At 61.9% G+C, this 24,340-nt stretch carries 26 protein-coding genes; 10 read left to right on the top strand and 16 right to left on the bottom strand.

Features of this window, described 5'->3' with window-relative positions; all coding sequences use genetic code 11:
• Nucleotides 1–3: 3 nt before the first annotated feature.
• Nucleotides 4–552 (top strand): hypothetical protein, encoded by a 549-nt coding sequence (locus tag EDF61_RS07525; RefSeq protein ID WP_133833694.1) that lies wholly within the window; start codon nt 4–6, stop codon nt 550–552.
• A 62-nt stretch (nt 553–614) separates the two neighbouring features.
• Here the strand turns inward: EDF61_RS07525 and dapD are convergent, their stop codons facing one another.
• Complete coding sequence (dapD, locus tag EDF61_RS07530; RefSeq protein WP_105657535.1) at nt 615–1,568, bottom strand: 2,3,4,5-tetrahydropyridine-2,6-dicarboxylate N-succinyltransferase; 954 nt, start codon at nt 1,566–1,568, stop codon at nt 615–617.
• Between the two features lie 82 nt (nt 1,569–1,650).
• Here dapD and dapE point away from each other — a divergent pair, with 82 nt between their 5' ends.
• Nucleotides 1,651–2,727 carry a succinyl-diaminopimelate desuccinylase gene (gene dapE, locus EDF61_RS07535; protein WP_105661518.1) on the top strand — a complete coding sequence of 359 codons (1,077 nt, stop codon included), beginning with the start codon at nt 1,651–1,653 and terminating at the stop codon, nt 2,725–2,727.
• A gap of 87 nt (nt 2,728–2,814) precedes the next feature.
• Here the strand turns inward: dapE and EDF61_RS07540 are convergent, their stop codons facing one another.
• From EDF61_RS07540 to EDF61_RS07555, 4 genes are all read right to left on the bottom strand, one after another.
• Nucleotides 2,815–3,726: an amino acid ABC transporter permease gene (locus tag EDF61_RS07540; protein WP_105661517.1), complete on the bottom strand. Its 912-nt coding sequence runs from the start codon at nt 3,724–3,726 to the stop codon at nt 2,815–2,817.
• Nucleotides 3,723–4,400, bottom strand: a complete 678-nt coding sequence (locus EDF61_RS07545; RefSeq protein WP_105657532.1) for an amino acid ABC transporter permease — start codon at nt 4,398–4,400, stop codon at nt 3,723–3,725. Before EDF61_RS07545 ends, EDF61_RS07540 begins: the two co-directional genes overlap by 4 nt.
• 139 nt (nt 4,401–4,539) lie before the next feature.
• Entirely contained in the window at nt 4,540–5,370 is an 831-nt protein-coding gene (locus EDF61_RS07550) for a glutamate ABC transporter substrate-binding protein (RefSeq protein WP_105657531.1), read from the bottom strand.
• A 31-nt stretch (nt 5,371–5,401) separates the two neighbouring features.
• Entirely contained in the window at nt 5,402–6,133 is a 732-nt protein-coding gene (locus EDF61_RS07555; protein ID WP_181148852.1) for an amino acid ABC transporter ATP-binding protein, read from the bottom strand.
• A gap of 177 nt (nt 6,134–6,310) precedes the next feature.
• Here EDF61_RS07555 and EDF61_RS07560 point away from each other — a divergent pair, with 177 nt between their 5' ends.
• The 3 genes from EDF61_RS07560 to EDF61_RS07570 all read left to right on the top strand — a co-directional run bounded on the left by EDF61_RS07560 (nt 6,311) and on the right by EDF61_RS07570 (nt 7,735).
• Nucleotides 6,311–7,096, top strand: a complete 786-nt coding sequence (locus EDF61_RS07560; protein WP_105661516.1) for an LOG family protein — start codon at nt 6,311–6,313, stop codon at nt 7,094–7,096.
• Between the two features lie 3 nt (nt 7,097–7,099).
• The gene (locus tag EDF61_RS07565) at nt 7,100–7,444 is read left to right on the top strand and encodes a DivIVA domain-containing protein (protein WP_105657528.1); all 345 of its coding nucleotides are present in this window, start codon (nt 7,100–7,102) and stop codon (nt 7,442–7,444) included.
• Between the two features lie 123 nt (nt 7,445–7,567).
• Nucleotides 7,568–7,735 carry a DUF3117 domain-containing protein gene (locus tag EDF61_RS07570; RefSeq protein ID WP_013349509.1) on the top strand — a complete coding sequence of 56 codons (168 nt, stop codon included), beginning with the start codon at nt 7,568–7,570 and terminating at the stop codon, nt 7,733–7,735.
• A gap of 96 nt (nt 7,736–7,831) precedes the next feature.
• Here EDF61_RS07570 and EDF61_RS07575 read toward each other — a convergent pair whose 3' ends face one another.
• Nucleotides 7,832–8,497, bottom strand: a complete 666-nt coding sequence (locus tag EDF61_RS07575; RefSeq protein WP_105657527.1) for an O-methyltransferase — start codon at nt 8,495–8,497, stop codon at nt 7,832–7,834.
• A 138-nt stretch (nt 8,498–8,635) separates the two neighbouring features.
• On the opposite strand from EDF61_RS07575, the gene sigE reads away from it, so the two are divergent.
• Nucleotides 8,636–9,253 carry an RNA polymerase sigma factor SigE gene (sigE, locus tag EDF61_RS07580; protein ID WP_105657526.1) on the top strand — a complete coding sequence of 206 codons (618 nt, stop codon included), beginning with the start codon at nt 8,636–8,638 and terminating at the stop codon, nt 9,251–9,253.
• A gap of 77 nt (nt 9,254–9,330) precedes the next feature.
• Nucleotides 9,331–9,735 carry a sec-independent translocase gene (locus EDF61_RS07585; protein WP_133833695.1) on the top strand — a complete coding sequence of 135 codons (405 nt, stop codon included), beginning with the start codon at nt 9,331–9,333 and terminating at the stop codon, nt 9,733–9,735.
• A gap of 12 nt (nt 9,736–9,747) precedes the next feature.
• Here EDF61_RS07585 and EDF61_RS07590 read toward each other — a convergent pair whose 3' ends face one another.
• From EDF61_RS07590 to EDF61_RS07600, 3 genes are read right to left on the bottom strand one after another with little or no spacing between them, the layout of a single operon-like run.
• Nucleotides 9,748–10,851 (bottom strand): Mrp/NBP35 family ATP-binding protein, encoded by a 1,104-nt coding sequence (locus EDF61_RS07590; protein ID WP_133833696.1) that lies wholly within the window; start codon nt 10,849–10,851, stop codon nt 9,748–9,750.
• A gap of 3 nt (nt 10,852–10,854) precedes the next feature.
• Nucleotides 10,855–11,463: a DUF1003 domain-containing protein gene (locus EDF61_RS07595; protein ID WP_105657523.1), complete on the bottom strand. Its 609-nt coding sequence runs from the start codon at nt 11,461–11,463 to the stop codon at nt 10,855–10,857.
• A gap of 42 nt (nt 11,464–11,505) precedes the next feature.
• Nucleotides 11,506–12,756 (bottom strand): magnesium transporter MgtE N-terminal domain-containing protein, encoded by a 1,251-nt coding sequence (locus EDF61_RS07600; protein WP_105657522.1) that lies wholly within the window; start codon nt 12,754–12,756, stop codon nt 11,506–11,508.
• A 132-nt stretch (nt 12,757–12,888) separates the two neighbouring features.
• Between EDF61_RS07600 and EDF61_RS07605 the strand changes: the two genes are divergently transcribed.
• Nucleotides 12,889–13,746 (top strand): YflT domain-containing protein, encoded by an 858-nt coding sequence (locus EDF61_RS07605; RefSeq protein ID WP_208294236.1) that lies wholly within the window; start codon nt 12,889–12,891, stop codon nt 13,744–13,746.
• A gap of 86 nt (nt 13,747–13,832) precedes the next feature.
• Here the strand turns inward: EDF61_RS07605 and EDF61_RS07610 are convergent, their stop codons facing one another.
• Nucleotides 13,833–15,380 (bottom strand): aminopeptidase P family protein, encoded by a 1,548-nt coding sequence (locus tag EDF61_RS07610; RefSeq protein WP_133833697.1) that lies wholly within the window; start codon nt 15,378–15,380, stop codon nt 13,833–13,835.
• Nucleotides 15,381–15,445: 65 nt separating this feature from the next.
• Between EDF61_RS07610 and EDF61_RS07615 the strand changes: the two genes are divergently transcribed.
• The gene (locus EDF61_RS07615; RefSeq protein WP_133833698.1) at nt 15,446–16,291 is read left to right on the top strand and encodes a PHP domain-containing protein; all 846 of its coding nucleotides are present in this window, start codon (nt 15,446–15,448) and stop codon (nt 16,289–16,291) included.
• Here the strand turns inward: EDF61_RS07615 and EDF61_RS07620 are convergent.
• The 6 genes from EDF61_RS07620 to EDF61_RS07645 all read right to left on the bottom strand — a co-directional run bounded on the left by EDF61_RS07620 (nt 16,276) and on the right by EDF61_RS07645 (nt 23,063).
• Nucleotides 16,276–17,160 carry a DNA-methyltransferase gene (locus EDF61_RS07620; protein WP_105657678.1) on the bottom strand — a complete coding sequence of 295 codons (885 nt, stop codon included), beginning with the start codon at nt 17,158–17,160 and terminating at the stop codon, nt 16,276–16,278. The genes EDF61_RS07615 and EDF61_RS07620 overlap by 16 nt on opposite strands.
• Before the next feature lie 78 nt (nt 17,161–17,238).
• On the bottom strand, nt 17,239–18,864 hold the full coding sequence (locus tag EDF61_RS07625) for a DEAD/DEAH box helicase (protein ID WP_133833699.1): 1,626 nt from the start codon (nt 18,862–18,864) through the stop codon (nt 17,239–17,241).
• A 264-nt stretch (nt 18,865–19,128) separates the two neighbouring features.
• Nucleotides 19,129–20,574, bottom strand: a complete 1,446-nt coding sequence (locus tag EDF61_RS07630) for an RNB domain-containing ribonuclease (protein WP_133833700.1) — start codon at nt 20,572–20,574, stop codon at nt 19,129–19,131.
• Between the two features lie 121 nt (nt 20,575–20,695).
• Nucleotides 20,696–20,917: a DUF3107 domain-containing protein gene (locus tag EDF61_RS07635; RefSeq protein ID WP_105657517.1), complete on the bottom strand. Its 222-nt coding sequence runs from the start codon at nt 20,915–20,917 to the stop codon at nt 20,696–20,698.
• Nucleotides 20,918–20,981: 64 nt separating this feature from the next.
• Nucleotides 20,982–21,605, bottom strand: a complete 624-nt coding sequence (locus EDF61_RS07640; protein ID WP_105657677.1) for a TetR/AcrR family transcriptional regulator — start codon at nt 21,603–21,605, stop codon at nt 20,982–20,984.
• A 138-nt stretch (nt 21,606–21,743) separates the two neighbouring features.
• Nucleotides 21,744–23,063 carry a glutamyl-tRNA reductase gene (locus EDF61_RS07645; RefSeq protein WP_105657516.1) on the bottom strand — a complete coding sequence of 440 codons (1,320 nt, stop codon included), beginning with the start codon at nt 23,061–23,063 and terminating at the stop codon, nt 21,744–21,746.
• A gap of 148 nt (nt 23,064–23,211) precedes the next feature.
• Here EDF61_RS07645 and hemE point away from each other — a divergent pair, with 148 nt between their 5' ends.
• The gene (gene hemE, locus EDF61_RS07650) at nt 23,212–24,267 is read left to right on the top strand and encodes a uroporphyrinogen decarboxylase (RefSeq protein WP_133833701.1); all 1,056 of its coding nucleotides are present in this window, start codon (nt 23,212–23,214) and stop codon (nt 24,265–24,267) included.
• Nucleotides 24,268–24,340 lie beyond the last annotated feature (73 nt).

Genomic DNA, 24,340 nt, shown 5'->3' on the forward strand with positions numbered 1-24,340 from the left:
CTGATGGCGTTGTACCTGCGCGAACTGTCAGGCGTCCACCCCGCGGAGGCCGGACCCAATAGCCGGCTGGCTTCCAATATCAAGAACCGCAACAAGATCGACGACTCGCATGGACAGCTCAAGCAGGAATGGAGCTCCTGGTGGGATTCGCTGACCGCAATAGCGCCGGCCAAGGAGCCGGCGGCCAGCGATGCACTGATTGAACGGCTTCAAGACGACGGCTACCCGGCCCTGGCCCGGCTGGCCCGCGCGCACTACGGCCAGGCCACGGTTTTTGCCCAGCAGCATGCCCAGGACTTTGCAGAAAACAGTGGCAAGTACGTGCCGCACCGCATGGATGAGCTGGAAAGAATCCTCATCGACCACGGGGTGGAGCACGGCATGCAATCCACCCGCCAGGAAATCCAGCTCATTGACGTGCCCCTGGACGAGCCCAGGGCATGGCTGACCGGCACGGCTACCATCGTTGCCAGTACGTCGCTGCTACGCGACTCCAAGGCCTTCCACGGCTTCATCCAGCCGATGGTGACCATCATCTTCCCCGGCGGATAGCCGAGCAATAAAAAACTGGCAGATCACTTCCGTGATCTGCCAGTTGGATTGCAGGGCAAGAACTAGTTGGCGTGCAGTGCGCTGTTCAGCTCTACGGTCTGGCCGGCGCGCGGCAACGCCTCAACGGCGCCGGTGATCGAATTGCGGCGGAAGAGCAGGTTCGGCACGCCGGAAAGCTCCAGCGCCTTGACCTGCTTCTCGCCCAGAACCACTCGGGTGCCGGCAGTCACGTACAGGCCAGCTTCCACTACCGAGTCGTCACCGATGGAAATGCCTACACCGGCGTTGGCGCCCAGCAGTACGCGTTCGCCAATGACAATGCGCTCCTTGCCGCCACCGGAGAGGGTGCCCATGATCGAGGCGCCGCCACCGACATCCGAACCATCGCCGACAACGACCGAAGCGGACACGCGGCCTTCCACCATCGAAGTGCCCAAGGTGCCGGCGTTGAAATTGACGAATCCTTCATGCATGACGGTGGTGCCTTCGGCCAGGTGTGCGCCGAGGCGCACGCGGCCAGCGTCGGCAATGCGTACGCCGGCTGGGACCACGTAGTCGACCATGCGCGGGAACTTGTCCACGCCGTACACGGTGACCGCTCCACGGGCGCGCAGCTTCAAGCGCGTCACCTCGAAGCCCTCTACCTGGCAAGGCCCGAAGTTGGTCCACACGACATTGGCGAGGTGGCCGAAGATGCCGTCGAGGTTGATGCTGTTCGGCTGGACCAGACGGTGCGAGAGCAGGTGCAGGCGCAGCCACACATCGGCGGTGTCAGCTGGTGCTACATCAAGATTAATGGTCAGTGAAACGACCTTCTGGGTGGTGCCGCGGGCTGCATCGTCCTGCGCGGCGGCAGCGAGTTCACCGGAGAGCCCTTCAGCCTTGGCGAGTTCGCCCAAGACTGGAGCCGGGTACCAAACATCAAGGATCGTTCCATCGGATGCGACCGTTGCCAGGCCATGGGCTGAGGCTAAACGGACAGATGATTCGCTGGATGTCACAGATTCTGAAGTCATACACTGATCGTATCTTTGTTGCCCGGAGTAACGTTGATAAATGACAAAAAAGTGAAGCTAGAGACTCAGGACGTAGCCAGCCGTGAACGAATTGGACCTGCAGCAAGACGTTGCCCTGCTTACCGAGCAGATCATGAACATTGAATCCGTTTCCGGCAACGAGCAAGAGCTGGCCGACAAGGTGCACCAGGCGCTGCGGAAGCAGGCGCACCTTGATGTGCACCGGGACCAGGACGCCATCGTAGCGCGCACCAACTTCGGCCGCGAACGCCGCGTCGTGCTGGCCGGGCACCTCGATACCGTGCCTTTGCCGCGCACCGAGGGCGCCAAGGGCACCGTGCCCGCAGAAGTCATCGACGGGGTGCTCTATGGCCGTGGTGCCACGGACATGAAAGGCGGGGTCGCCGTGCAGCTTGCGCTGGCTGCAGAACTGACCGAGGCCAAATACGATATCACCTACGTCTTCTACGACCACGAGGAAGTAGAAGCAGCCAAATCCGGTCTGGGCCGCCTGGCCAAGAACAGCCCGGAACTCTTGGAGGCCGACTTCGCGATCCTGCTGGAACCGACCGACGGCACCGTCGAAGGCGGCTGCAACGGAACCAGCCGCTTCGTCATCCGCACCCGCGGCAAGGCAGCCCACTCGGGACGTGCATGGATGGGGCATAACGCGATCCACGATGCGGGGGAGATCCTGCAGCGCTTGGCTGCCTACCAGCCCCGGACCATCACCGTTGAGGGCTTGGACTACCGTGAAGGCATGAACGCGGTCCGTGTTGCCGGCGGCATTGCCGGCAACGTGATTCCCGATTACTGCGAGGTGGAAGTGAACTACCGCTTCGCTCCGGACAAGACACTGGCCCAAGCTGAAGCCGTGGTCCTTGAGCTTTTCGACGGCTTCGACATTGAACGCACCGATGGCGCTGATGGCGCCAAACCCGGTTTGGACCAGGAGATCGCCGCAGACCTGATCAAGGTACTGGGCCAGGAACCGAAGCCGAAGTACGGATGGACCGATGTTTCCCGCTTCTCCGCCCTGGGCATCTCTGCCGTGAACTTCGGCCCGGGCGATGCGCTGCTGGCGCACAGCGATGATGAGCATGTGCCGCAGCAGGCCATCCGCGATTGCCTGCAGACCCTGCGTACTTGGTTGGGCTAGCGAGGCTGGGATGATCAGCCTTTGAAGAGACAAAAAATCTCCGTACCGCGCGAATCATGCGGTACGGAGATTTTTTTGTTTCAGCTGCTAGGCCTTGGGATCGGAAGGATCCTGTGGCGCTGGCACGTCGAGGCCGGCTGGGGCGCCGACTATGGCTGCGGCCGGGCCGGCCGGGGCATTCTTCTCCTTCTTCACCCGGCTGCTCAGCCGGCGCGAGACAATCACGGCAATCTTGCTCAAGGTGAAGTTGATGATGATGAAGATGGCTGCCGCCACAATCAGCGCCTGCAGGACGTTGCCGTTAGGCGAGGAGTAGGTGCGGGCGAAGAACAGCAACTCGTTGAAGCTGATGATGTAGCCCAAAGCCGAGTCCTTCAAGATCACAACGAACTGGCCGATCAACGCCGGCAGCATGGCGACCAGCGCCTGCGGAATCTCGATGTGGCGCAGCGACATGCCACGGGTCAGGCCGATCGCTATGCCTGCCTCGCGCTGTCCCTTGGGCAGATTGTGAACGCCGGAACGGACCAGCTCCGCAACGACCGAGCCGTTGTAGAAGATCAGCGCCGCGACCACGGCCCACATCGCCGTATCACCTGACAGCTGCAGGGAACGGGAGAAGAAGACGTTGAAGAACACGATCATCAGCAGCACTGGTACCGCGCGGAAGAATTCGACAATCACGGTGGAGATTCCGTTGATCAGCTTATTCTGCGCCAAGCGGCCGACACCGAAGATCAGGCCGAAGATCACCGAGCCGATGATGCCCAGGACTGCTGCCTTGGTGGTGTTCCACAAGCCCGGAAGCAGGTAGTTCTTCCAGGTGCTGCCTTCGATGAAGTCATCCCATTGCGAAGGCTGCATCTGGTCCTTGGCGGCCAGGCCGAGGACGATCCACGCCACGATGCCCAAGGCAATCAAGGCGCCGACTATGTTTACCGCCAAGATGCGGCGGCGGGCCTTTGGCCCGGGAGTATCAAAAAGAATCGACGCGCTCATCGTGCCACCGCCAGTTTCTTAGAAGCCCAAGTAGTCAACAGGCCCACCGGAATGACGATGATCACGAAGCCCACTGCGAAGGTCAAGAAGATCGGGATCACGATATCTGCGCGGAACTCAATCATGGTCTTCATGACCGAGGAGGATTCCGTGGCAACCGAACCGACCGCTGCGACGGTGGAGTTCTTGATCAAGGCGATCAAGGTGTTGCCCAAGGGGACAATCGCGCCGCGGAAGGCCTGCGGCAGAATCACCAAGCGCGCTGCGGGCAAGAAGCTCAGGCCGATGGCACGAGCAGCTTCTGCCTGTCCCAGGGGAACCGTGTTCACGCCCGAGCGGATCGCTTCGCACACGAACGCCGCGTGGTAAACCGCAAGGCCAAGGACGGCGAGGCGGAAGAAGTTTCCCTGGAAATCGCTGCTGAGCACGAATCCGAGCTGGCCGTAGAGGGCCAGCACGCAGAACAGGATGATGATGGTCAGCGGGGTATTGCGAATCAGGTTAACGTAGCTGGTGCCCAGGGCCTGGAAGCTCCCCACGGGGGAGATGCGCAGCAAGGCCAAGATGGTGCCCAGCACGAGGGCGCCAATGGCAGCCCAGAAAGTTAGTTGGATATTGACCCAGAAAGCTCCGGGAATGTCGTACTCAGTGAATATGGATAAGTAATTCTCCACTGCAAGCCTCTGTCTCGATGGCCGGAAAACCGGCCAAGCGGCTATGGGTCCGGTACCTGCATTAGCTGGTACCTGGGAAACGCAGATTGCAGATGGGGGCCAAACACGCTGCGTTTGGCCCCCATCGCATCAGATGCTGCTAGGCGCAGGAATCCGAAAGGGTTGGCGGGTTGGTTTCAGCGTTCGGCTTGTAGCCGGTGCCTTCGGTGTTCTTGTCCAGGGCCTTCTGCCACTCGCCGGACTCGATCATCTTGGTGATTGCCGCATTGATGTCGCCGCACTTGTCGGTGCCATCAGGCAGGCCCACGCCGTAGTTCTCTTCGGTGAATGGCGCGCCGACAACCTTGAACTTGCCCTTGTAGGCAGGCTGCGCAGCCAGGCCGGCAAGGATGATGTCATCGGTGGTAACCGCGTCAATGGTACCGCCACTCATCTGGGTGGTGCACTCTGCATAGCCCGGAAGTTCCTGCAGGTTGGTGTTCTGGGCGTAGTTGTCCTTGACCTTCTGGGCCGAGGTGGAACCGGTGACCGAGCACAGGTTCTTGCCATCGAGGTCTTCTGGGCCGGCGATATCCGAGTCGGATGGAACCAGCAGGTCCTGGCCGGCGACAAAGTATGGACCAGCGAAGTCGACAACCTTGTTGCGCTCATCGGTGATCGAGTAGGTTGCGAAGATCATGTCAACCTGGTTGTTCTGCAGCATGGTCTCGCGGTTGGCCGACGGTGCCGAAATGAATTCGATCTTGTCCTCGGTGTAGCCCAGTTCGCTGGCTACGTACTTGGCGACGTCAACGTCGAAACCGGTGTAGTTATCGCCGTCCTTGAAGCCGAGTCCCGGCTGGTCGTACTTGATGCCGATGCGGATCTTGTCGCCGTCGGCTTCGCTGTCGCCGGAGCCGCCACATGAAGTCAGGGCCAGGGCTGCGACGGCGGCCATTGCGGCTACAGTGCCGAAACGAGTCTTGCGCATTGTTCCTCCTATTGGATGCGTGATGATGAAATTAGTGGTTGGTGATCAACTTGCCAAGGAAATCCTTGGCACGGTCGGATTTGGGATTGGTGAAGAATTCCTCAGGAGTGGCCTGCTCGACGATCTGGCCGTCGGCCATGAAGATCACGCGGTCCGCCGCCTTGCGGGCGAAGCCCATCTCGTGGGTGACCACGAGCATGGTCATGCCTTCCTTGGCAAGACCCACCATGGTGTCCAGGACCTCGTTGATCATTTCCGGGTCCAGGGCACTGGTTGGCTCGTCGAAAAGCATCACCTTCGGCTTCATGGCCAGTGCGCGGGCGATCGCCACACGCTGCTGCTGGCCGCCAGAAAGCTGTGCGGGCAGTTTGCCGGCCTGATTGGCCACGCCCACACGCTCCAGCAGCTGCATCGCCAATTTCTTGGCCTCATCCTTCTTCATGCCCTTGACCTTCATCGGACCGAGGGTCACGTTCTCCAAGATCGACTTGTGGGCAAAGAGGTTGAAGGACTGGAAGACCATGCCGACATCGGCCCGGAGATTGGCCAGTGCCTTGCCCTCTTCGGGAAGGGTCTTGCCATCAATCTTGATGGTGCCTTCGTCGATGGTTTCCAGTCGGTTGATGGCGCGGCACAGCGTGGACTTGCCCGAGCCCGACGGGCCGAGGATCACAACGACCTCGCCCTTGGTCACTTCGAGATTGATGCCGTTGAGCACATGCAGCGCACCGTAGTGCTTATTGACCCCAGTCAGCTGGACGATAGGGCCTTCAGAAGAAGCTTGAGCCTGATGATCGCTTTTCATGTTGTAGACATTACTTGATGTGACGGCGACTACGCGACCCGTCGACCATGTCACACCTAGTTGTTATCAAACTGTTCTCCAATCCGCGGTAGGTCACATCCGAAGATGCGCAGGAGTAACCGATAGAGTGAAGCTATGGTTCATCAGCGTAAGAGTGAAGAAAATGCCCGGGTCGGGCAAAAGCGCCACATCGAAGCGAGCTGGCCAGGAAAGCAACCGGAAGATCAGCTTGACCACCATCTTCTGGAAAGCCCGCAGGTCGATGTCACGCATAGCGACGTGTGGCGCGTGTTGCGAATCCAATCGGAATTCGTCTCCGGCTTTGGAAATATGGCCGGCACCGGTCCTGCCATCGCGGTTTTCGGTTCCGCGCGCACGGATCCAGGCAGCCCGTACTATGCGATGGCCCAGCGTGTCGGCAGCCGCTTGGCCGAGGAAGGCATCACTACCATCACCGGTGGCGGCCCCGGCGCCATGGAAGCGGCCAACAAGGGAGCTGCTGACAAGGACGGCGTTTCCGTAGGCCTGGGCATTGAGCTGCCTTTTGAAACCGGACTGAATGCCTGGGTCAACAAGGGCCTGAACTTCCGCTACTTCTTCGTGCGCAAGACGATGTTCGTGAAGTACTCGCAGGGCTTCATCGTGCTCCCCGGGGGTTTTGGCACCCTGGACGAACTGTTCGAAGCATTGACCTTGGTCCAGACCAAGAAGATCACCAGCTTCCCGATTGTGCTTGTGGGCACCGAATACTGGGGCGGCCTGGTGGACTGGATGACCAAGACGCTCGTTGCTGAAGGCACCATTTCGCCCGGTGATCTGGACTTGTTCACTATCACCGATGATCCTGATGAAGCGGTGGATCTGGTGCTGCGTGCGCATAAAGAAAACCTGAAGGTCGGCGACCTGGCGAAGGGGCAGTAGGCGATGCCGTTCCTCCTTGTTGCCATCGCAGTATTGCTGGTGGGTGCTGTTGCGCTGCTGCTGTCCAGCCAGCGGAAGAATGTACCGGCAGGTCGCCACTTCGAATCCACTGGGGAGCCCATCACGGGATTGGTAGAGCACCAGGCTTCGTTGCCGCCGGTGCTGCTGGCCAAGAATCCGCGCGCTGAAGATGTGGAGAAAGTTCGCTTCTCCTTGGGCTTGCGCGGTTACCGCTGCGACCAGGTGGATGAGGTGCTCGATGTCCTCGCGGCAGAAATTACCGAGCTGGAGAATACGGTTCGTGACCTTGAGTCACGGCGTGTGATTAGCGACACGGGCGAAAATTAGTAATAATAAAAGATAAGTGTCCCAACTCAGCAGGGAATCCTTGCTGAGGATGGACTAGGCATTCGGTTGTATGCACGGCAAGCGCCAGTGCATGCGTTAGCCACAGACGAAGGGAACAGCTTAATGGCTGCTATGAAGCCACGCACCGGTGATGGACCAATGGAAGTCGCTAAGGAAGGCCGCAGCCTCATCTTGCGCCTGCCAATCGACGGAGGCGGACGACTGGTAGTCGAGTTGAACAACGACGAGGCAACCGAATTGCGTGAGTGCCTGCTCAAGGTAACTGAGTAAGCTTGCCCAAGTTCTAGCTTTGGCCGCACGGGTTGCTGGTGCGGCAATCGAGGACCGACAGAAATGTCGGTCCTTTGTTTTTCCCGAAATCAGCCGCTAGAGGCGGGTCGCGGCCTTGGCGGGAAGGACAGTGGCCACAAACAGGCCCTGCTCGGTAGGGAACAGGTGGGTCTGCAAGCGCGGGTCCTCGCGCAGCATGCGCAGCGCATCTCGGGTCGTGACGGTGGAGGGGCGGCGAACCGCGGGCTTGGCCAGGCGGTGCTCGTCGTAGGCGTTGTTCACTATGATCACCCCGCCGGTTCCGACCAGCCGCTTGGCCTCGGCCACGTACTCGAGCAGCAGCTCAGCGCCGGCGTCGATGAGTACCAGGTCGTAGGCGTGGTCGGCCAAGCGCGAGAGCACGTTCTCTGCGCGCTCATTGATAATGCGGGCGCGGGCCGTGGGGATGCCTGAATCGCGCAGGCCCTGGCGCATCGCGTTGGCGTGCTCCAGATCCGATTCAATCGCGGTCAACGTCATGGCGTTGCCCATGACCTCGAGCATCGCCAGCGATGCGACACCCACACCGGATCCGATCTCCACGATATTGCGCGGCTGGCGCAGGGTGCAGAGCATCTGCAGCATCGAGCGGCCGGCCTGATCGATGCAGCGCACGCCCAGGTCTTCCGCACGTTCGCGAACCGGGGCGACATGCTCTGGTTCGTTGACGTGGTTCTGGGTGTAGGTCCAGCTCGCGAAGAGTTCTGGATTCATCGATGGCATCGGCGGAGGTCCTCAAGGGTTGAATTGGCGGGGCCAGTTCCCATCGTACCTACGTCGTTACCTGAAGTTGTTGAACTTGGAGGTTCTCGCGCAGGGTATTCTTAGCTTCAGCTCAGCTTCCCATTTCATACTTGGAGTGTGAACAATGCACGAAGTGAAACAGTTTCTTCTACGGTGACTGCCGAAACCACGACTCCGACATGGGATCAGATGGTCCAAGAACATGGGCAACGGGTCTTCCGTTTGTCCTACCGTTTGACTGGTAACCGCCAAGATGCCGAGGACCTCTCGCAGGAGGCATTCGTTCGCGCATTCAAAGCCTTGGAAAATTACACCCCCGGAACCATGGGCGGATGGCTGCACCGCATTACCACCAACCTGTTCCTGGACCAGGCTCGGCGCAAGAGCAAGATCCGCTTCGACCGTTTCGCCGAGGGATCCGAAGACCGGATGCCCGGTACCGCGGTAACCCCGGAACGCTATTTCGAATTCAACAACTTGGATGTCGACGTGCAAGAAGCCCTGCGTGCGTTGTCGCCGGAGTTCCGTGCCGCTATTGTCCTGTGCGATATGGAAGGCTTCTCCTACGAGGAAGTCTCACGCATCCTGGATGTCAAGCTCGGGACCGTGCGTTCTCGCATCCACCGTGGCCGCGCCATGCTTCGTGATGCGCTCGCTCACCGCAATCCAGCCAACCGCCCTGCAAAGACCATGTCGTTGCCGCGCATCCCGCGAGGCTTGCGCGCCGCCAGCTAACCCCGTTCATCGCGTGTTCACCGTTGGCGTGGCGCGGTGACTTCGTTAGTGGCACTGGAACAAGGTAATCTTCTTACGTGGATCTTTTTGGTATTAATGGTGGCGAGTTTATCGTTCTCGCCGTGCTGGCGGTCGTTATTCTGGGCCCCGAAAAGCTTCCTGAGTACGCCAAAAAGCTAGCGAACCTGGTCAAGGAAGTGCGGCGCATGGCCAATGGCGCCAAGGAGCAGCTGCGCGAGGAAGTAGGCGACGAGGTTGCCGACATCGACTGGAAGAAGCTGGACCCGCGCCAGTATGATCCACGTCGAATCATCAAGGAGGCGCTTGTCGATGAATTCGACGACGCCGTGAATGCCGCAAAGGGTTCTCCAGCCAAGACCGTGGCCCCAGCACCGGTGCGCACCGCGGTCCCTTCGGCTACCGCGCAGCAGCTGCAGCTGGGCGCCAACGAACCGGCACCCTTCGACTCAGAAGCCACCTAGGCCCAGAAGTCCTCAGAAAGACATCGGCAGCGATCGCCCGGCAAGCCCGCGCGGTCGCTGTTCCAATTTCCCGGCCAATTCACGCATCGCTGCCGCGGCCGGTGCCCCCGGGGTGCTGAGCACTACCGGCTGGCCATGATCCGAACCCACGCGTACGGACTCTTCCAGCGGAATCTGGGCCAGCATCCCAACAGGGTAGCCCAGCTGCTGGCTCAGCGATTCGCTGAGCTTGGCACCGCCACCGGAACCGAAGACCTCCATGCGCGACCCGTCGGGCAGCTGCAGGAAGCTCATGTTCTCAACCACCCCGATCACCTTCTGATGGGTCTGCAAGGCGATGGTGCCGGCGCGTTCGGCAACCTCGGTAGCCGTGGACTGCGGAGTCGTGACCACCAGCAGCTCGCTATTGGGCAGCAGCTGGGACACGGAGATGGCCATGTCCCCGGTGCCTGGCGGCAGGTCCAGCAACAAGTAGTCCAGGTCCCCGAAGTAGACATCCGAGAGGAACTGCTCCAGGGCCCGGTGCAGCATTGGGCCGCGCCAGATCACCGGCTGGTTGGAATCCAGGAACATGCCAATGGAAATGACCTTCACTCCGTGCGCCACCGGCGGCAGGATCATGTCATCAACCCGGGTGGGGTTCTGCGAAATACCCATCAGCGAGGGAATGGAGAAACCATGGACATCGGCGTCGATCAGGCCGACCTTCAAACCCTGGGAGGCTAGCTGGCAGGCCAGATTCGCGGTAATCGACGACTTGCCCACGCCGCCCTTGCCGCTGGCCACAGCGATCACCCGGGTCAGGGAAGCAGGATCGGAGAACGGGGTGCGGCGGCTGGCCAGTGACTCGCGCAGCTCCGCGCGCTGCTGCGGATCCATGACGCCCAGGCTCACCTCAACGCGCTGCACCGCTGCTACGGTCAGCAGGGCCGCGGTGGCCTCTTCCTCGATGGTGGAGCGCATAGGGCAACCGGCGATGGTCAGCAAGATCTTGACCTTGGCGGTGCCATCGGCCAGGACAGCTGATTCCACCATGCCCAATTCGGTGATCGGCCGGCGAAGCTCCGGGTCGTTGACCTTTGCGAGGGCGGCTAGGAGTTCTGGCGTGGTGCTCAATGCTTATTTGCTCTTCCGGTGCTGGCCCTGCTGGGGCTTGACGGTTTCGATCATCCCGGTTTGCGGGTGCGAATTCTTATTGCCGCCCTTTTTCTTCGCGCGCAGGTGCAGCTCTTCGCCATCAGAGGTTTCCAGCAGCTCTTCAAGCACATTGCGCAGTTCGGAACGCACGTAGTCGCGGGTGGCAACATCGCGCAGTGCCAAGCGCAGGGAAGCCAGCTCGCGGGTCAGGTACTCGGTGTCGTACAGATTGCGTTCAGCACGGGCGCGGTCCTCGGTCAGCGAGACGCGGTCGCGGTCATCCTGGCGGTTCTGCGCCAGCAGGAGCAGCGGAGCCGCGTAGGAGGCCTGCAAGGAGAGCATCAAGGTCAGCGCGGTGAAGCCGATGGTGGCATCGTCAAAACGCCAATTGATCGGGGCGACCGAGTTCCAGATCAGCCAGAAGGCGCAGAACACCGTCATGTACAGCAGGAAGGTCGGGGTGCCCATGAAGCGGGCGAACTTCTCCGTGGCCGAACCAAAGAGGTCGGGGTTCGGGGAGAACCGGGGCCAGAAGCGTTGTCGTGCTGCAAGCGGGGTATCCAGGCCGTTACTCTTGCGCTGCTCAGCCATAGCTGGAACTCCTTTGCTGCTGATGGGTGGGTGGGGCGTTGGCTAGTCTTGGGAACGCCAGTCATCCGGGAGGATGTGGTCCAGCACGTCATCCACGGTGATGGCCCCTACAAGCCGGCCTTCCTTGTTGGTCACGCCTACGCTGGTGAGGTTGTAGGTGGCCAAATGGCGAACCACTTCGGTGATATTGGCCAGATCCGACATGGGCTCCAGCTCCGTATCAAGGATATCGCCCAGCGGCTCCGGGGGAGCGGCACGCAGCAGCGCCTGGATGTGGACTTGGCCCAGGTAGCGTCCCGTGGGCGTCTCCAGCGGCGGGCGCACCACATATACGGTCGAAGCAAGCGCCGGGCTCAATTCCTCCAGGCGCACCGAAGCCAGGGCTTCAGCGACCGTGGATTCAGGGGTGAGAATCACCGGAACCGGGGTCATGATCGACCCGGCGGTACCTTCCGGGTAGGCGAGCAAGCGGCGGACATCCTTGGCCTCTTCCTCGTTCATCAGATCCAGCAGCTGGTGCTTGGTCTCTTCGCTGACTTCAGCCAGAAGGTCGGCCGCGTCATCCGGGTCCATTTCCTCAAGCACGTCCGCGGCACGTTCCAGGCCCAGGGCGGAAAGGATCTCCACCTGCTCGCGGTCCGGAAGTTCCTGGAGCACGTCGGCCAGGCGCTCATCTTGCAGATGGGCCGCGATTTCCAGGCGGCGCTTCTCATTCATTTCATGCAGGGCGTCAGCAAAGTCGGCAGGCTTCATCTCATCGTGGGCGGCCACGAAGGTGTCAGCGGACTGCGGTTCATTCTTCGAACCGTGGCTGACCTCGTCCCAGGAGACCAGCACCTTGTTGCGGCGGCGCGAACGCAGTCCCAGCAAATTGGCCGTCGGTTCTCCACGCTGGACATAGTATTCGTTGATTTCCCAGTCCCCGCGACGGGTCTGCGCCAAACCGATGTCCTCGATGACACCGCGACCGGAACCATCAACGAAGGTGATGGTGCGGTCGAACATTTCGGCGACAACCAGAATTTCCTGGCCGCGCTGCTGGAAGCGGCGCATGTTCACCAGGCCGTTGCAGATCACCTGGTTGGCTTCCATAGACTGGATGCGGGTCATCGGAACGAACACCCGCCGTTTGCCGGGGACCTCGACGACCAAGCCCACGCAGGCGGCGGGTTTCTTGGGGCCGCGGGAGACCACCACGACATCGCGCAAGCGGCCTAAGCGGTCGCCCAAGGGGTCAAAGACATCAAGCCCGAGCAGCCGGGCGACGAAGATTTTAGACACTTGTGCGCTCACCCTCCTAGACTATCGCGTTTCAGCCCCGTTCCCGGTGTGCAAAGCCACAGGGCCAGTGCTGTTTCTTTCACCCTCAGCGATAGTTGCTTCACAACTAGGCAGGCTCACAGTAAACCTGTGCACAATATAGTTATGACCTCGCCTCATGGAGTAAATTCGATTAGCACCAGCGGCCTGCCGCGCGGAGAACTGCTTGGACGTTACACCAGCTATCTCGACGCGCAGAAGCTCGTGGATTACCTGGCCGATAATGATTTCCCGGTCGCCGCGGTAAGCATCGTCGGCAATGACGTACGCACCGTGGAGCGAGTCACCGCGAAACTTTCCTACCCGCGCGTGGCGCTGGCTGGCGCGGCCCAGGGCGGCATGATGGGCCTGTTTGTCGGCCTGCTCCTGACCCTCTTCGGCGGTGGCGGCAACGGGCTGTACCAGATTCTCTCCGCCATCGGCCTGGGCATGGCTATTTGGATGATCGCCGGCGTGATCAGCTATTCGACCCGTCGCGGCAAGCGCGATTTCGCGTCCTCCAGCCAGTTCGTGGCCACCAGCTTTGACGTGGTGGTGGATTTCGAGCATGCGCAGTCGGCCCGCATCCTGGCCTCCAAGCTGCCCATGCGTCCGCAGCAGGCACCTGCGCAACCAGTTGCCCAAGCCCCGCAGCAGCAGCCTGCCGCAGCTGCCGCACCGTCGGCCCAGGCAGCCGCCGCAGTGCCGGCCACGCCTGCGCAGCCGGCCGCCGAGGAAGAGCGCAGCTCGCAGTTCCCCGACCTGCCCGATGGGCGTCCCCGCTATGGCGTGCGCGTCAACGAAGCCAAGCCAGCTGCGCCAGTTGAGCCGGTCGAGCAGCCAGCCAAGGACGAAGCGCAAGCACCGGCCGCCGAGGCCAAGGACACGCAGGACCTGTCGCAGGTAGAGCCGCGAGTGGATACTTCGCAGCAGCCTCAGGCCCCGGTCCAGGAACCAGCGCCTCGCAAGGATCCTGAAGCATAGGGACCAGCTAGGCCAAAGAAAGGCATGGGCGCAGTTACCTCGGTAACTGCGCCCATGCCTTTCGCTGGTTAACGCTGCGGGACGAATTAGCCGCGCAACCTAGCCATCCACGCTTCAACTTCCTCAGGCTTGCGTGGCAGGGCAACGCTCAAGTTCTCGGCGCCATCGGCGGTGACCAGGATGTCATCCTCGATGCGCACGCCCAGGCCGCGGTACTCCTCGGGGATCGCCAGATCCTCGTCCTTGAAGTAGAGTCCGGGCTCGATGGTGAAGACCATGCCCTCCTCCAGCTCGGCATCCAGGTACAGCTCGGCGCGTGCCTGGGCGCAGTCGTGCACGTCCAGACCGAGATGGTGGCTGGTGCCATGCGGCATCCAGCGGCGGTGATGCTGCCCCTCTGGATCCATGGCTTCTTCCACAGATACCGGCAAGATGCCCCACTCGGAGAGCCGCTCAGCCAAAACGCGGGTAGCCACCAGATGCAGGTCGCGGAACTTCAGGCCCGGCTTGGCCGCAGCGAAGGCGGCATCGGCGGCATCCAGCACGGCCTGGTAGACCTTGCGCTGCACCTCGGTGTACTTGCCGGACACCGGCAGCGAGCGGGTGATGTCTGCGGTGTACAGGGATTCGGCCTCGACACCTGCATCCAGCAGCAGCACCTCGCCCTGCTTGACGGTTCCGGTGTTGCGGATCCAGTGCAAGATGGTGGCGTTGTTGCCCGAGGCGGCGATGGTGTCGTAGCCCAGCTCGTTGCCTTCAAGCCGGGCGCGGGCGAAGAACGCGCCTTCGACAACGCGTTCGCCGCGTTCGTGCGCGACGGCCTTGTCCAGGTTGCGCACCACGTCTTCGAAGCCGTTGATGGTCGCGGCAACCGACTTGCGCAGTTCGGCGATTTCGTACGCGTCCTTGACCAGGCGAAGCTCGGAAACGAACTCGGCCAGCTCGGTATCCAGGGCATCGCTGGCTTCCAGGTCCTGGCCGGTGTTGATGCGCGAGGTATCCACCAGCGCCTCGATGTTCAGATCCACCTCGCGCACCAGACGGATGCGGATGCCGCCCAGGGCCTGCGGGCCGGAATTCTTGGTGATCGCGATTTCCAGCTGTTCCAACGAATCGGTGGGCATCCCGGTGCGCGCCGACAGCGAGGACAGGGTTGGGCGCGGGCCCACCCAGAATTCGCCGGAACGCGAATTCAAATAGAAATCGGTGGTGTCGCGGCCGGCCATCGGCGCGAAATACAGGGTGGAAACGTGGTTGGAGCCGTGCTCGCCCACGCCGTCATCGGTCGGTTCCATGACCAGTACGGCATCGGGCTCGTGGTCGACGCCCAGGCCGGTCAGGTGGGCGAACGCAGAATGAGGGCGGAAACGGTAGTCCGTGTCGTTGGAGCGGACCTTGAGCGGGCCTGCCGGAATGACGATGCGCTCACCGGGGAAATTCTCCGAGAGCTTGGCACGGCGAGCGGCTGCGTAGCTGGCAGCGGCATCTTGTTCTGGCAGATCAGAAGTGTCTTGCGCCCACGAGGAGGCCATGAAGTCCTGGAATGCCTTGGACGTTGGACGCTGGGAACGGTTGTTCACGCGGTCTTCCAACGGCTGATCAGTGCTTGGTGCAGATGAATCTTGATTGGTCATGTTCCAAGTGTGTCACCATCAGCTGTATCCCAGCAAAGAATCAGCGCAGGGGATAACCTAGGCATATGCGAATCGACCTGCACACCCACTCCAATGTGTCCGACGGAACTGAAACTCCGGCCGAGCTCATGCGCGCCGCTTCGGTTGCGGGCCTGGATGTCGTGGCGTTGACAGATCATGACCAGACCACCGGTTGGGCCGAAGCCGCGGCGCAAGCCGGGAAGCTGGGACTGGGATTCATACCGGGCATGGAAATCACCTGCCAGGATACCCACGGCATCAGCGTGCATCTGCTCAGCTACCTGCATGACCCCACCTACCAGCCGCTGCTCGATGAGCTGGATATTGCGCTGAACTCGCGGATCGTTCGTGCCCGCCGCATTGTCGACCTGCTGGCCGAGGACTATCCGATCAGCTGGGATCTGGTGGGGGAGCATTGCCTGCCGGGTTCAACCGTGGGCCGCCCGCATATTGCCGATGCGCTGGTGACTGCGGGGGTGGTGGATAACCGCAATGAAGCGTTCGCCAACATCCTCTCCTCGCGTTCGCGCTACTACGTTTCGCATCCAGCGGTGAATCCTGCCACTGCGGTGCAATTGGTGCGGGAAGCCGGTGGCGTTCCGGTGTTCGCGCATCCCAAGGCCTCTGCACGCGGACGGGTAGTTCCCGATTCCACCTTCTACGAGATGATCGATGCCGGGCTAGCGGGGGTCGAAGCGCACCACCGGGACAATACCGCCGAGGGAAAGGCCTGGTTGCTCAAGCTGGCCGCCGATCGCGATCTGATTGTCACCGGATCTTCCGACTACCACGGCACCGGAAAGCTGAACCGGCTCGGCGAGAATCTCACCGAGCCGGAAATGCTGCATAGGATTATTGCCCAGGGGACCGGAACTCAAGCCTCGATATAGCTGGTGCTTCCAGGCAAACGAGCCTTCATCACCTCGATGGCCTCGGGGTTCTGGTCAATCAGCACATACTGGCGTCCCAGCTTCGCGGACACCGCACCGGTGGTGCCTGAGCCGGCAAAGAAGTCCAGCACCCAATCGCCGGGGCGCGACGATGCGGCCACAATCCGGCGCAGCACGCCTTCGGGCTTCTGCGTCGGGTAGCCGGTCTTTTCCTTGCCGGTCGGCGAGACGATGGTGTGCCACCAGACATCGGTCGGCAACTTGCCCAGGGCGCGCTTCTCCGGGGTGACCAGGCCGGGAGCCATATACGGCTCGCGGTCCACCTCAGCCGAATCGAAGTGGTACTTCTTCGGATCCTTCACGTAGACCAGGATGGTGTCGTGCTTGGCCGGCCAGCGGCTCTTGGCGCGGGCACCATAGTCGTAGGCCCAGATCAGTTCGTTCAGGAAGCAGTCCCGGCCGAAAATCCCATCGAGCAGCACCTTCACGTAGTGCACCTCGCGGTAATCGAGGTGCACATAGAGCGTGCCGTCCTCGGCCAGCAGGCGGTGGGCCTCGCGTAGCCGCGGCTCGATGAAGCTGAGGTAGTCGTCGAAGGTATCGTGATACGAACGGGCGATCCCCAGCTCGGTGTTGTACTCGCGTCCCTTGAATCCGGTGCGGTCGCCTTCGCCTTCGGCAGCGCGAACCATGGTGCGCTGGGCACGGGTCTGCTTGCGCCCGGTGTTGAACGGCGGGTCCACATAGATCAAGGTGAAGCTTTGATCGGGCAGGGTGCCAAGGATGGAGAGGTTATCACCGTGATACACGGTATTACCCGAAGCTGGAACGACGGATGCCGGAGCATCCTGCGTTCCAGCGTCGGGCAAAGCTGGTTCTTCGGGTAGAGCGAGCACCGCTGGTGTAGGTTCCTTTCGGAAAAGTTGGCTGACCGGTTGGACTGGGGATTAGTCCTGGCCGCCTGCTTCGGTGCTGCGGGTGCGGCGGCGCGGACGGCGTCGGCGGGCAGCGGATGCGCCCTCGGTCGCCTCCTGCTCCCCGCTGGAAGCATGGGTTTCGCGGTGGCGCTCGTTTTCGCGTGCCGGACGGTCCTGCTTGCCCTTGGAGTGGCCGTGGCGTGCGCCCTCCTGCTCGGCGCCGGAGTCCTGCGCACCGCGCTGCTGGGTCTGCTCGCCGTTCACGGTGCGGGTGCGGGTACGCGAATTGCTGCGGCGGCGCGGGGTGCGCGCCGAATCCTCGCGGCGTGGCGAGCCATCGCCCTCAGCTGCCGCGGTCTTCTTGGCACGCTGCAAGCGGCCCTTGGTGCCCTTGGGGATTCCCAAGTCGGCGAAGAAATGCGGCGAGGACGAGTAGGTCTCTACCGGCTCGGGAACGTTCAGGCCCAGCGCCTTGTTGATCAGCGACCAGCGGGGCACCGAATCCCAGTCCACGAAGGTGACCGCGATACCGGTGTTGCCGGCACGGCCGGTACGGCCTACGCGGTGCAGATAGGTGTTCTCATCATCCGGGCACTGCAGGTTGACCACGTGGGTGACGTCATCCACGTCGATGCCGCGGGCCGCGACATCGGTAGCTACCAGGATGTCGACCTTGCCGGCGCGGAAGGCCTTCAAGGCCTGCTCGCGGGCGCCCTGGCCCAGATCGCCGTGCAGCGAACCGGCGTTGAAGCCGCGGTCCACCAGCTCATCGGACAGCTTGGCAGCCGAGCGCTTGGTCTGGGTGAAGATGATGGTCTTGCCGCGGCCTTCGGCCTGCAGCAGGCGGGCCACCATCTCGTCCTTGTCCATGTTGTGCGCGCGGTAGACCAGCTGGCGGATGTTGCGCTTGGTCAGCGAGTCATCATCACCGGGATCCTGGGCGCGGATGTGGGTGGGACGGGTCATGTAGCGGCGGGCCATGGTGATCACGGCGCCGGGCATGGTGGCCGAGAACAGCATCGCCTGGCGTACCGGCGGCAACGCGGCCAGAATGCGCTCGACATCGGGCAGGAAGCCCAGGTCCAGCATCTCGTCGGCCTCGTCCAGTACCACGGTGCGAACCTGCTTGAGGTTCAGCACGCGCTGGCGGTTCAGGTCGATCAAGCGGCCCGGGGTGCCGACAATCACGTCGGTGCCGGCCTTCAGGGCATTGATCTGCTCTTCGTAGGGACGGCCGCCGTAGATGGTGGTGATCGAGATGTTCGAGTGCTTCGATGCCTGGGCCAGGTCGGCGCCGACCTGGATGGCCAGCTCGCGGGTCGGGGCCACGATCAGTGCCTGCGGGGCACCGGGGAATTCAAGATCCCCGTAGCCCTTGTCGCCTTCGCGGATCACGCGCTGCAGGGCAGGGATGCCAAAGCCCAGGGTCTTGCCGGTGCCGGTCTTGGCCTGGCCGATGATGTCGTTGCCGCCCAGGGCAACTGGCAGGGTCAGGGCCTGGATGGGGAACGGGTACTCGATCCCGGCTTCCGAAAGCGAAGCAACGATGTCTTCGCGAACCTTCAAATCGGCAAAGCTCTGCTTGATCGGCTCTGCGATGGTTGGCTCATTGTCTTGTGGTTCGGCCACTGGGGCCGAAAGCGTCGTGTCAGTCACGATGTCTTTGTTCTCGTTTCATGTGGGCACGGTACCTGCTCCATTCCGGCTTGCAACAAGCCAGGAGCATGCGGATACCGCACGAATCCAGCGGAGCCGATCGCTACTTTCACGTTAGGTGGCTTGGTCAAGCACCTGCGGGATGGCGGCCGCTGGGAAGTCGCCATAAAACTGTTTCATCTATCAGCCCATTGCGATCGGGCATCCTATTTACTAATAGGCCAAGCATAGCCGGTTTTGCCCGGAAACCCGGGTTTAGGAGTCTCAGGCCACGATTTCGAAGCTGATCTTGCGGGCCACGGGATCAGCTTGGACCAGCTTTACGCGCACCAAGGTGCCCGGCTGGGCGGAACCGGAAAACTCTCCGGTGACCGGTTCATCGGCCAGCTGCAGCACTCCGGGACGAATCTTTCCATCTTCCTTTTGCTCGGCTGACTTCAGCACGATGGCTTGGAATTCTCCCCCGACACGTGTTTTGAGCACATAGGCTTCGAGCAGGTCGACGGCCGCATTGTTCACCCGGTTGGCGGCAATGCTGCTGGTACGCATCAGCCCGGGCAGCTCTTCCAGGGCCGAGGCGAGCTGCTCGGGGATCGGTTGGCCGGTGGAAAGCAGGTGGCAGGTGAGCAGCACGAAGCGGTCCACGAGCCGGCGCAGCGGCGCGGTGGTGTGCGCGTAGGGTGCCGCCAGTGCCGCTTGGATCAGTTCCTCTTCGGGCTGCCCGGCTATGACCCGGTAGTCCGCACCGCGGAACAGCGCAGCGGCACGATGCATGATCACCAGTTGCTTCGGGTCGCTGACATCCAATGCATGCAGGTACTGCCCATAGCTTTGCGTTGCGTCCCACGGCGTGCCCAGCAACTGGGTCTGGGTGCGGAATTCCTGCTGGTCCGCTTCATCCGGTGCGGGCATGGTGCGCAGGATGCCCACACCGGCCTCGAGCATGATGCGGGCTGCGGCTATGCCGGTGAGCAGGGAAATCTGCGCGTTGTGCCCTTCCAGGGGCAGCGGGGTGCGGCTGACCAGCTTGTAGCCGTCGCCTGCTTCTTCAATTTCCTGGTCCGGCAGGTTCAATGAGGCGCCGCCGCGCAGTTGCTCCTGCAGCAGGCGCGCAGCACCGATTTCGGCGAGCAATTCCAGCTGCTCATCGGGTTCCCCCGAATCCAGCCGGGCCTGGGCGGAGGCGTAGTCGAGCTGGGCGCGGGAACGGATGCGCGCGCGGTTCAGCTGGACCTCGCCCAGGGCGCCATCGGCATCCAGGGAAATTTTCCAGTGGAAGGCCGGCCGGTCCTGGTCTGGCAGCAGCGAGCCCTGGTCTTCGGAAATCAGGGGCGGGTGCAAGGTGATCTTGCGGTGCGGCAGGTAATAGGTCTGACCGCGTTGGCGGGCCACCTGGTCCAGCTGGCTGCCCAAGGTCACGAACGCGGGAACGTCCGCGATCGCATAGTGCACGGTATAGCCCTGGCCGTTTCGTTCAAGGAACATCGCCTGGTCGAGATCGGTGGCGCCGAGCGGGTCAATGGTGAAGAACGGGATGCCGGTGGCGTCTTCTTCGGGGTGCTGGACCTGGGCTACCGCCAGTTCCGCGGCTTTCAGGGTTTGCTCGTCGAAGGGTGCCGGTACCTCGAACTCTGCTTCAAGGCCGAGCAGTAGCTGGGCCAGCGAGTTGGCGGGAACCGGGCGGGGGCTGCGGATTCTTCGTTCAGTCACCCCTTAGCAATACCATGACTCGGTGAGTCAAATCACCATTTGGGCGAAGAAATAGCCGGTTTCGCTTCTAAGCGAAACCGGCCACCAGCTGCCAAGGCGATGCCTCGGCGCGCAACAAGCTCTACTGTGCGAAGCCGACGCGGCGGACTTCTTCCGGGCCAACCTCAACGTAAGCGATGCCAGCAGCAGGCACCAGGACCTCGCGGCCCTTTGGATCCTTCAGTGCCAGAACGGTGCCGTCGGCGATCGCCTTCGAGACCAGCTCATTGACTTCGGCGTTGCTGAGCTCGGATTCAAGTACAACTTCGCGGGCTACATTCTGAATGCCAATGCGGATTTCCATGATTGTCGCAGATCCTCTCGAACGAAATAGGTGTCCCGTATGGGGCCTCTGAACACTAATTTAGCTAGTTTTCTTTCGGGAACTGCGAAATTCCGCGCCAAGCTAAACGGGAGATGAGATCCACGGCGGCATTCTGGTCCACCGAGGAGCTGCTGGTGGCCCAGTAACGCGCCGAAACCTGGGAGAGGCCTGCCAGGGCACGGCCTGCCAGCAGGCCTTCCTCCTCGCTCATGTCGGTATCTTCGACCACGACGCGGGCGATGGAGGAAGCCAGCGAACTGTTGAACTGCTCGATGCGATGGGCGATCAGCGGGTCCGAGAGCACATCGGATTCGAAGATCAGGCGGTACGCCTGGGATTCGCCCTTGATGTAGCTGTAGTAGGTGTTGATGGTGGCGAAGACGCGCTCGCGATTGTCGCTGGTGGAGCGGATCGCTTCATCCAGCTGACGGCTGAAGTCGGCCAGGTGCGAATCCAGCAAGGCGAGGTAGAGTTCGCGTTTGCCGGGGAAATGCTGGTAGAGCACCGGTTTGGAAACCAGGGCGACTTCAGCGATTTCGTCCATGGACGCACCATGGTACCCATGGGCCACGAAAACCTGGTGCGCTGCCTGCAGCAGCTGGCGACGACGCGCTTCACGGGGCATCCGTTGCGGGCGGGTGCCTTTGATATTTTCGAGTTCCGTCATGTCGAATGGGGCCTTTCCAGCTGCAGAGTGATCAGCTCCCAAGTCATCAAAGGAATTCTCGGGTGGATAATCTACTTGGAAGTAGTATTCCATGCTTCTGTGCGGAAAGTGGAAATATGCTGGGGGAAATCAGGTTTTCTACGCTGATTTGGCTTCCGGGGCGGCTGGACAGTTGCCCAGGGCCTGCGTAGTCTCCGATTTCCCGGGCTCCGGCTGCGAGAGCTCCAAGCCGTAGAGGGTTTCCAGGGCCGAGACGTATTCGCCGGTGCGGCCTTCGCCTGCCAGTTCGCGGGCACGCACGGTAGGCACATGCAAAAGCTGGCGCACCATGCGGCGCATGGCCAGCTCGACTTCCTCGGCCGCGGCGCTGCAGCCGTGCTGGGCACGGACCTTCGCGATCTCGGCATCCAGAACGGCTTTGGTGTGCTGGCGCAGCGCGACAATCGCGAAGTCGGCCTCGCGTTCACGCTGAGCGGCGGCAAATTCTGCGGTGGCGTTCTTGACGATGCGGCTAGCCGCGTGAACGGCCATGGCCTGCTCGGTCGGGGCGGCCATGCGCACCGATTCCAAGGTAATCAGTTCAACATCGGGCAGTTCGACCATGGTCGGATCGAAGTCGTGGGTGAGCGCCATGTCGATGGCGATCAGCGGGTGCTTCTTCACGCGCAGCGCTTCAAGCTCTGCACGGGCCAACTGGTGACCGCCGCCGGAGCAGCCAACGATGATGTCAGCTTCGCGCAGGGCCTGCGGCAGCAATTCGTCGCTGAGCGGGAAACCGCCGCGCTTCGCGGTGAAATCTGCGGCGCGCCCGGAATGCGAGTAAACCGAAATGCGCTGGACGCCGCGTTCCTTGAGCAACGCCATGGTGGCGCCAGCGTAGGAACCGGTGCCAAAGAGCACAACATCCTGCTCGGACCAGTCGCGGCCTTCAGTGGCCAGTTCTTCGGCCAGATCGAGGGCCACCGAAACCACGGACTTGCCCTGGGTGCCAAGGTCGGTATTCGAACCGACATCCTTGGCCGCGCGGGTGGCGTTCTGGAACAGGCGGGTGAGGTTGCTGGTTGTGGTCTTCTCTTGCTGCGCCTGGGTCAGTGCTCGACGCACCTGGCCAGCGATTTCGCGTTCGCCGACAACGGCCGAGTCCAGTCCGGCGCCTACGGAGAAGAGGTGCTCAACTACCGGGTCGCCTTCCAGCGTGGTGAGACGGCGGGCCAGGAATTCGGGGGAGAGGTCGGTGCTTGCTGCCAGCTCGTTGACCAGATGTTCTGCTGCGTCCTCCACGTGGTCCACGTCTGCGTAGACTTCGAAGCGGTTGCAGGTGGCCAGCACGACGGCGCCATTGATAGCCGCCGAACCGTTAACGGAGGCAGCTGCCAGCCCGTCGGCCGAAGCACTGATTTGTGCGACGGTCTCCAGATCGAGCTGGGAATGCGATGCGACAAGAGATAAGAAAACCACAGTGACCCCAGAATAGGCCGGAAAATACCGGCAGACAACGCAGGTGTGCCTAAATCCGCATGGTTCCAAGGGGTTAGTTTGCTCACCTTCCCCTGCGGGCGAACGCAGTAAATGGGCTTTTAATCTGAAGAGTTGGCAGAATTGGGGCATGACCCTGTCGCAGAACCATCCGTTGATTGATGGACGTACCCAAGATTCCGCTTTGATCCACGCTTTGACCGGCAAGAAGCCGTCGCATCACCCGGTGTGGTTCATGCGCCAGGCTGGCCGTTCGCTGCCTGAATACCTGAAGCTGCGTCAAGGAGTGAGCATGCTCGACTCCTGCCTTGACCCTGCCATGGCCAGCGAGATCACCTTGCAGCCGGTGCGCCGCCACAAGGTGGACGCCGGCATCTTCTTCTCGGACATCGTCATCCCGCTGCGCCTTGCAGGCATTGGCGTGGACATCGTGCCAGGCGTTGGCCCGGTGCTGGACACCCCGATTCGCACCAGGGAGCAGGTAGCTGCCCTTCCGGAGCTGACGGACGAGTCGCTGGAACCCATCCGCGAAGCCGTGCGCTTGACCGTGGCCGAGCTGGGCAAGACCCCGCTGATCGGTTTCGCCGGTGCGCCATTCACCGTGGCCGCCTACATGGTCGAGGGCAAGCCAAGCCGCGACCACCTGGGCCCGCGCACCATGATGCACACCGACCCGGATGTCTGGGACGGACTGATGACCTGGGCTGCCGACGCCTCGGGCAAGTTCCTGCGGGCGCAGGTTGAAGCCGGCGCCTCGGCCGCGCAGCTCTTCGACTCCTGGGCTGGTTCGCTCTCGCTTCCGGACTACCAGAAGCACGTCGCCCCGTACTCGGTGAAGTCCCTGGACTACGTCCGCGACCTGGGCGTGCCGTTGATCCACTTCGGAACCGGCACCGGCGAACTGCTCACCGCCATGCGCGATGCTGGCGTGGATACCGTGGGCGTGGATTACCGCATCCCGCTGGAAACCGCGATTGAACGCTTGGGCCAGGACGTTTCGGTCCAGGGCAACATCGACCCGGCGTTGCTCGATGCCCCGTGGGAAGTCCTCGAGGCGCACGTGCGCGAAGTGGTTGCAGCAGGCAAGAAGGCCCGCGGACATGTGGTGAACCTGGGCCATGGCGTTCCGCCAACCACCGACCCAACCGTGTTGACCCGTGTGGTGGAGCTCATTCACTCGCTGTAATTCAACAGGTCTAAGCTAGGTTTAACGCTGTGTTCCAACTGGCCCTCGAGGCCATGGGCAGGGAACAGGGCAT

It is taken from the genome of Arthrobacter sp. JUb115 (assembly GCF_004365035.1).
Taxonomy (GTDB): domain Bacteria; phylum Actinomycetota; class Actinomycetes; order Actinomycetales; family Micrococcaceae; genus Glutamicibacter.

Excerpts from the sequence above, each read along its gene's own strand:
- EDF61_RS07525 (WP_133833694.1), top strand. The coding sequence starts at position 4 with ATGGCGTTGTACCTGCGCGAACTGTCAGGCGTCCACCCCGCGGAGGCC.
- dapD (WP_105657535.1), bottom strand. The coding sequence starts at position 1,568 with ATGACTTCAGAATCTGTGACATCCAGCGAATCATCTGTCCGTTTAGCC.
- EDF61_RS07540 (WP_105661517.1), bottom strand. The coding sequence starts at position 3,726 with ATGAGCGCGTCGATTCTTTTTGATACTCCCGGGCCAAAGGCCCGCCGC.
- EDF61_RS07550 (WP_105657531.1), bottom strand. The coding sequence starts at position 5,370 with ATGCGCAAGACTCGTTTCGGCACTGTAGCCGCAATGGCCGCCGTCGCA.
- EDF61_RS07560 (WP_105661516.1), top strand. The coding sequence starts at position 6,311 with ATGGTTCATCAGCGTAAGAGTGAAGAAAATGCCCGGGTCGGGCAAAAG.
- EDF61_RS07565 (WP_105657528.1), top strand. The coding sequence starts at position 7,100 with ATGCCGTTCCTCCTTGTTGCCATCGCAGTATTGCTGGTGGGTGCTGTT.
- EDF61_RS07570 (WP_013349509.1), top strand. The coding sequence starts at position 7,568 with ATGGCTGCTATGAAGCCACGCACCGGTGATGGACCAATGGAAGTCGCT.
- EDF61_RS07575 (WP_105657527.1), bottom strand. The coding sequence starts at position 8,497 with ATGCCATCGATGAATCCAGAACTCTTCGCGAGCTGGACCTACACCCAG.
- EDF61_RS07595 (WP_105657523.1), bottom strand. The coding sequence starts at position 11,463 with ATGGCTGAGCAGCGCAAGAGTAACGGCCTGGATACCCCGCTTGCAGCA.
- EDF61_RS07605 (WP_208294236.1), top strand. The coding sequence starts at position 12,889 with ATGACCTCGCCTCATGGAGTAAATTCGATTAGCACCAGCGGCCTGCCG.
- EDF61_RS07610 (WP_133833697.1), bottom strand. The coding sequence starts at position 15,380 with ATGACCAATCAAGATTCATCTGCACCAAGCACTGATCAGCCGTTGGAA.
- EDF61_RS07615 (WP_133833698.1), top strand. The coding sequence starts at position 15,446 with ATGCGAATCGACCTGCACACCCACTCCAATGTGTCCGACGGAACTGAA.
- EDF61_RS07635 (WP_105657517.1), bottom strand. The coding sequence starts at position 20,917 with ATGGAAATCCGCATTGGCATTCAGAATGTAGCCCGCGAAGTTGTACTT.
- EDF61_RS07640 (WP_105657677.1), bottom strand. The coding sequence starts at position 21,605 with ATGACGGAACTCGAAAATATCAAAGGCACCCGCCCGCAACGGATGCCC.
- hemE (WP_133833701.1), top strand. The coding sequence starts at position 23,212 with ATGACCCTGTCGCAGAACCATCCGTTGATTGATGGACGTACCCAAGAT.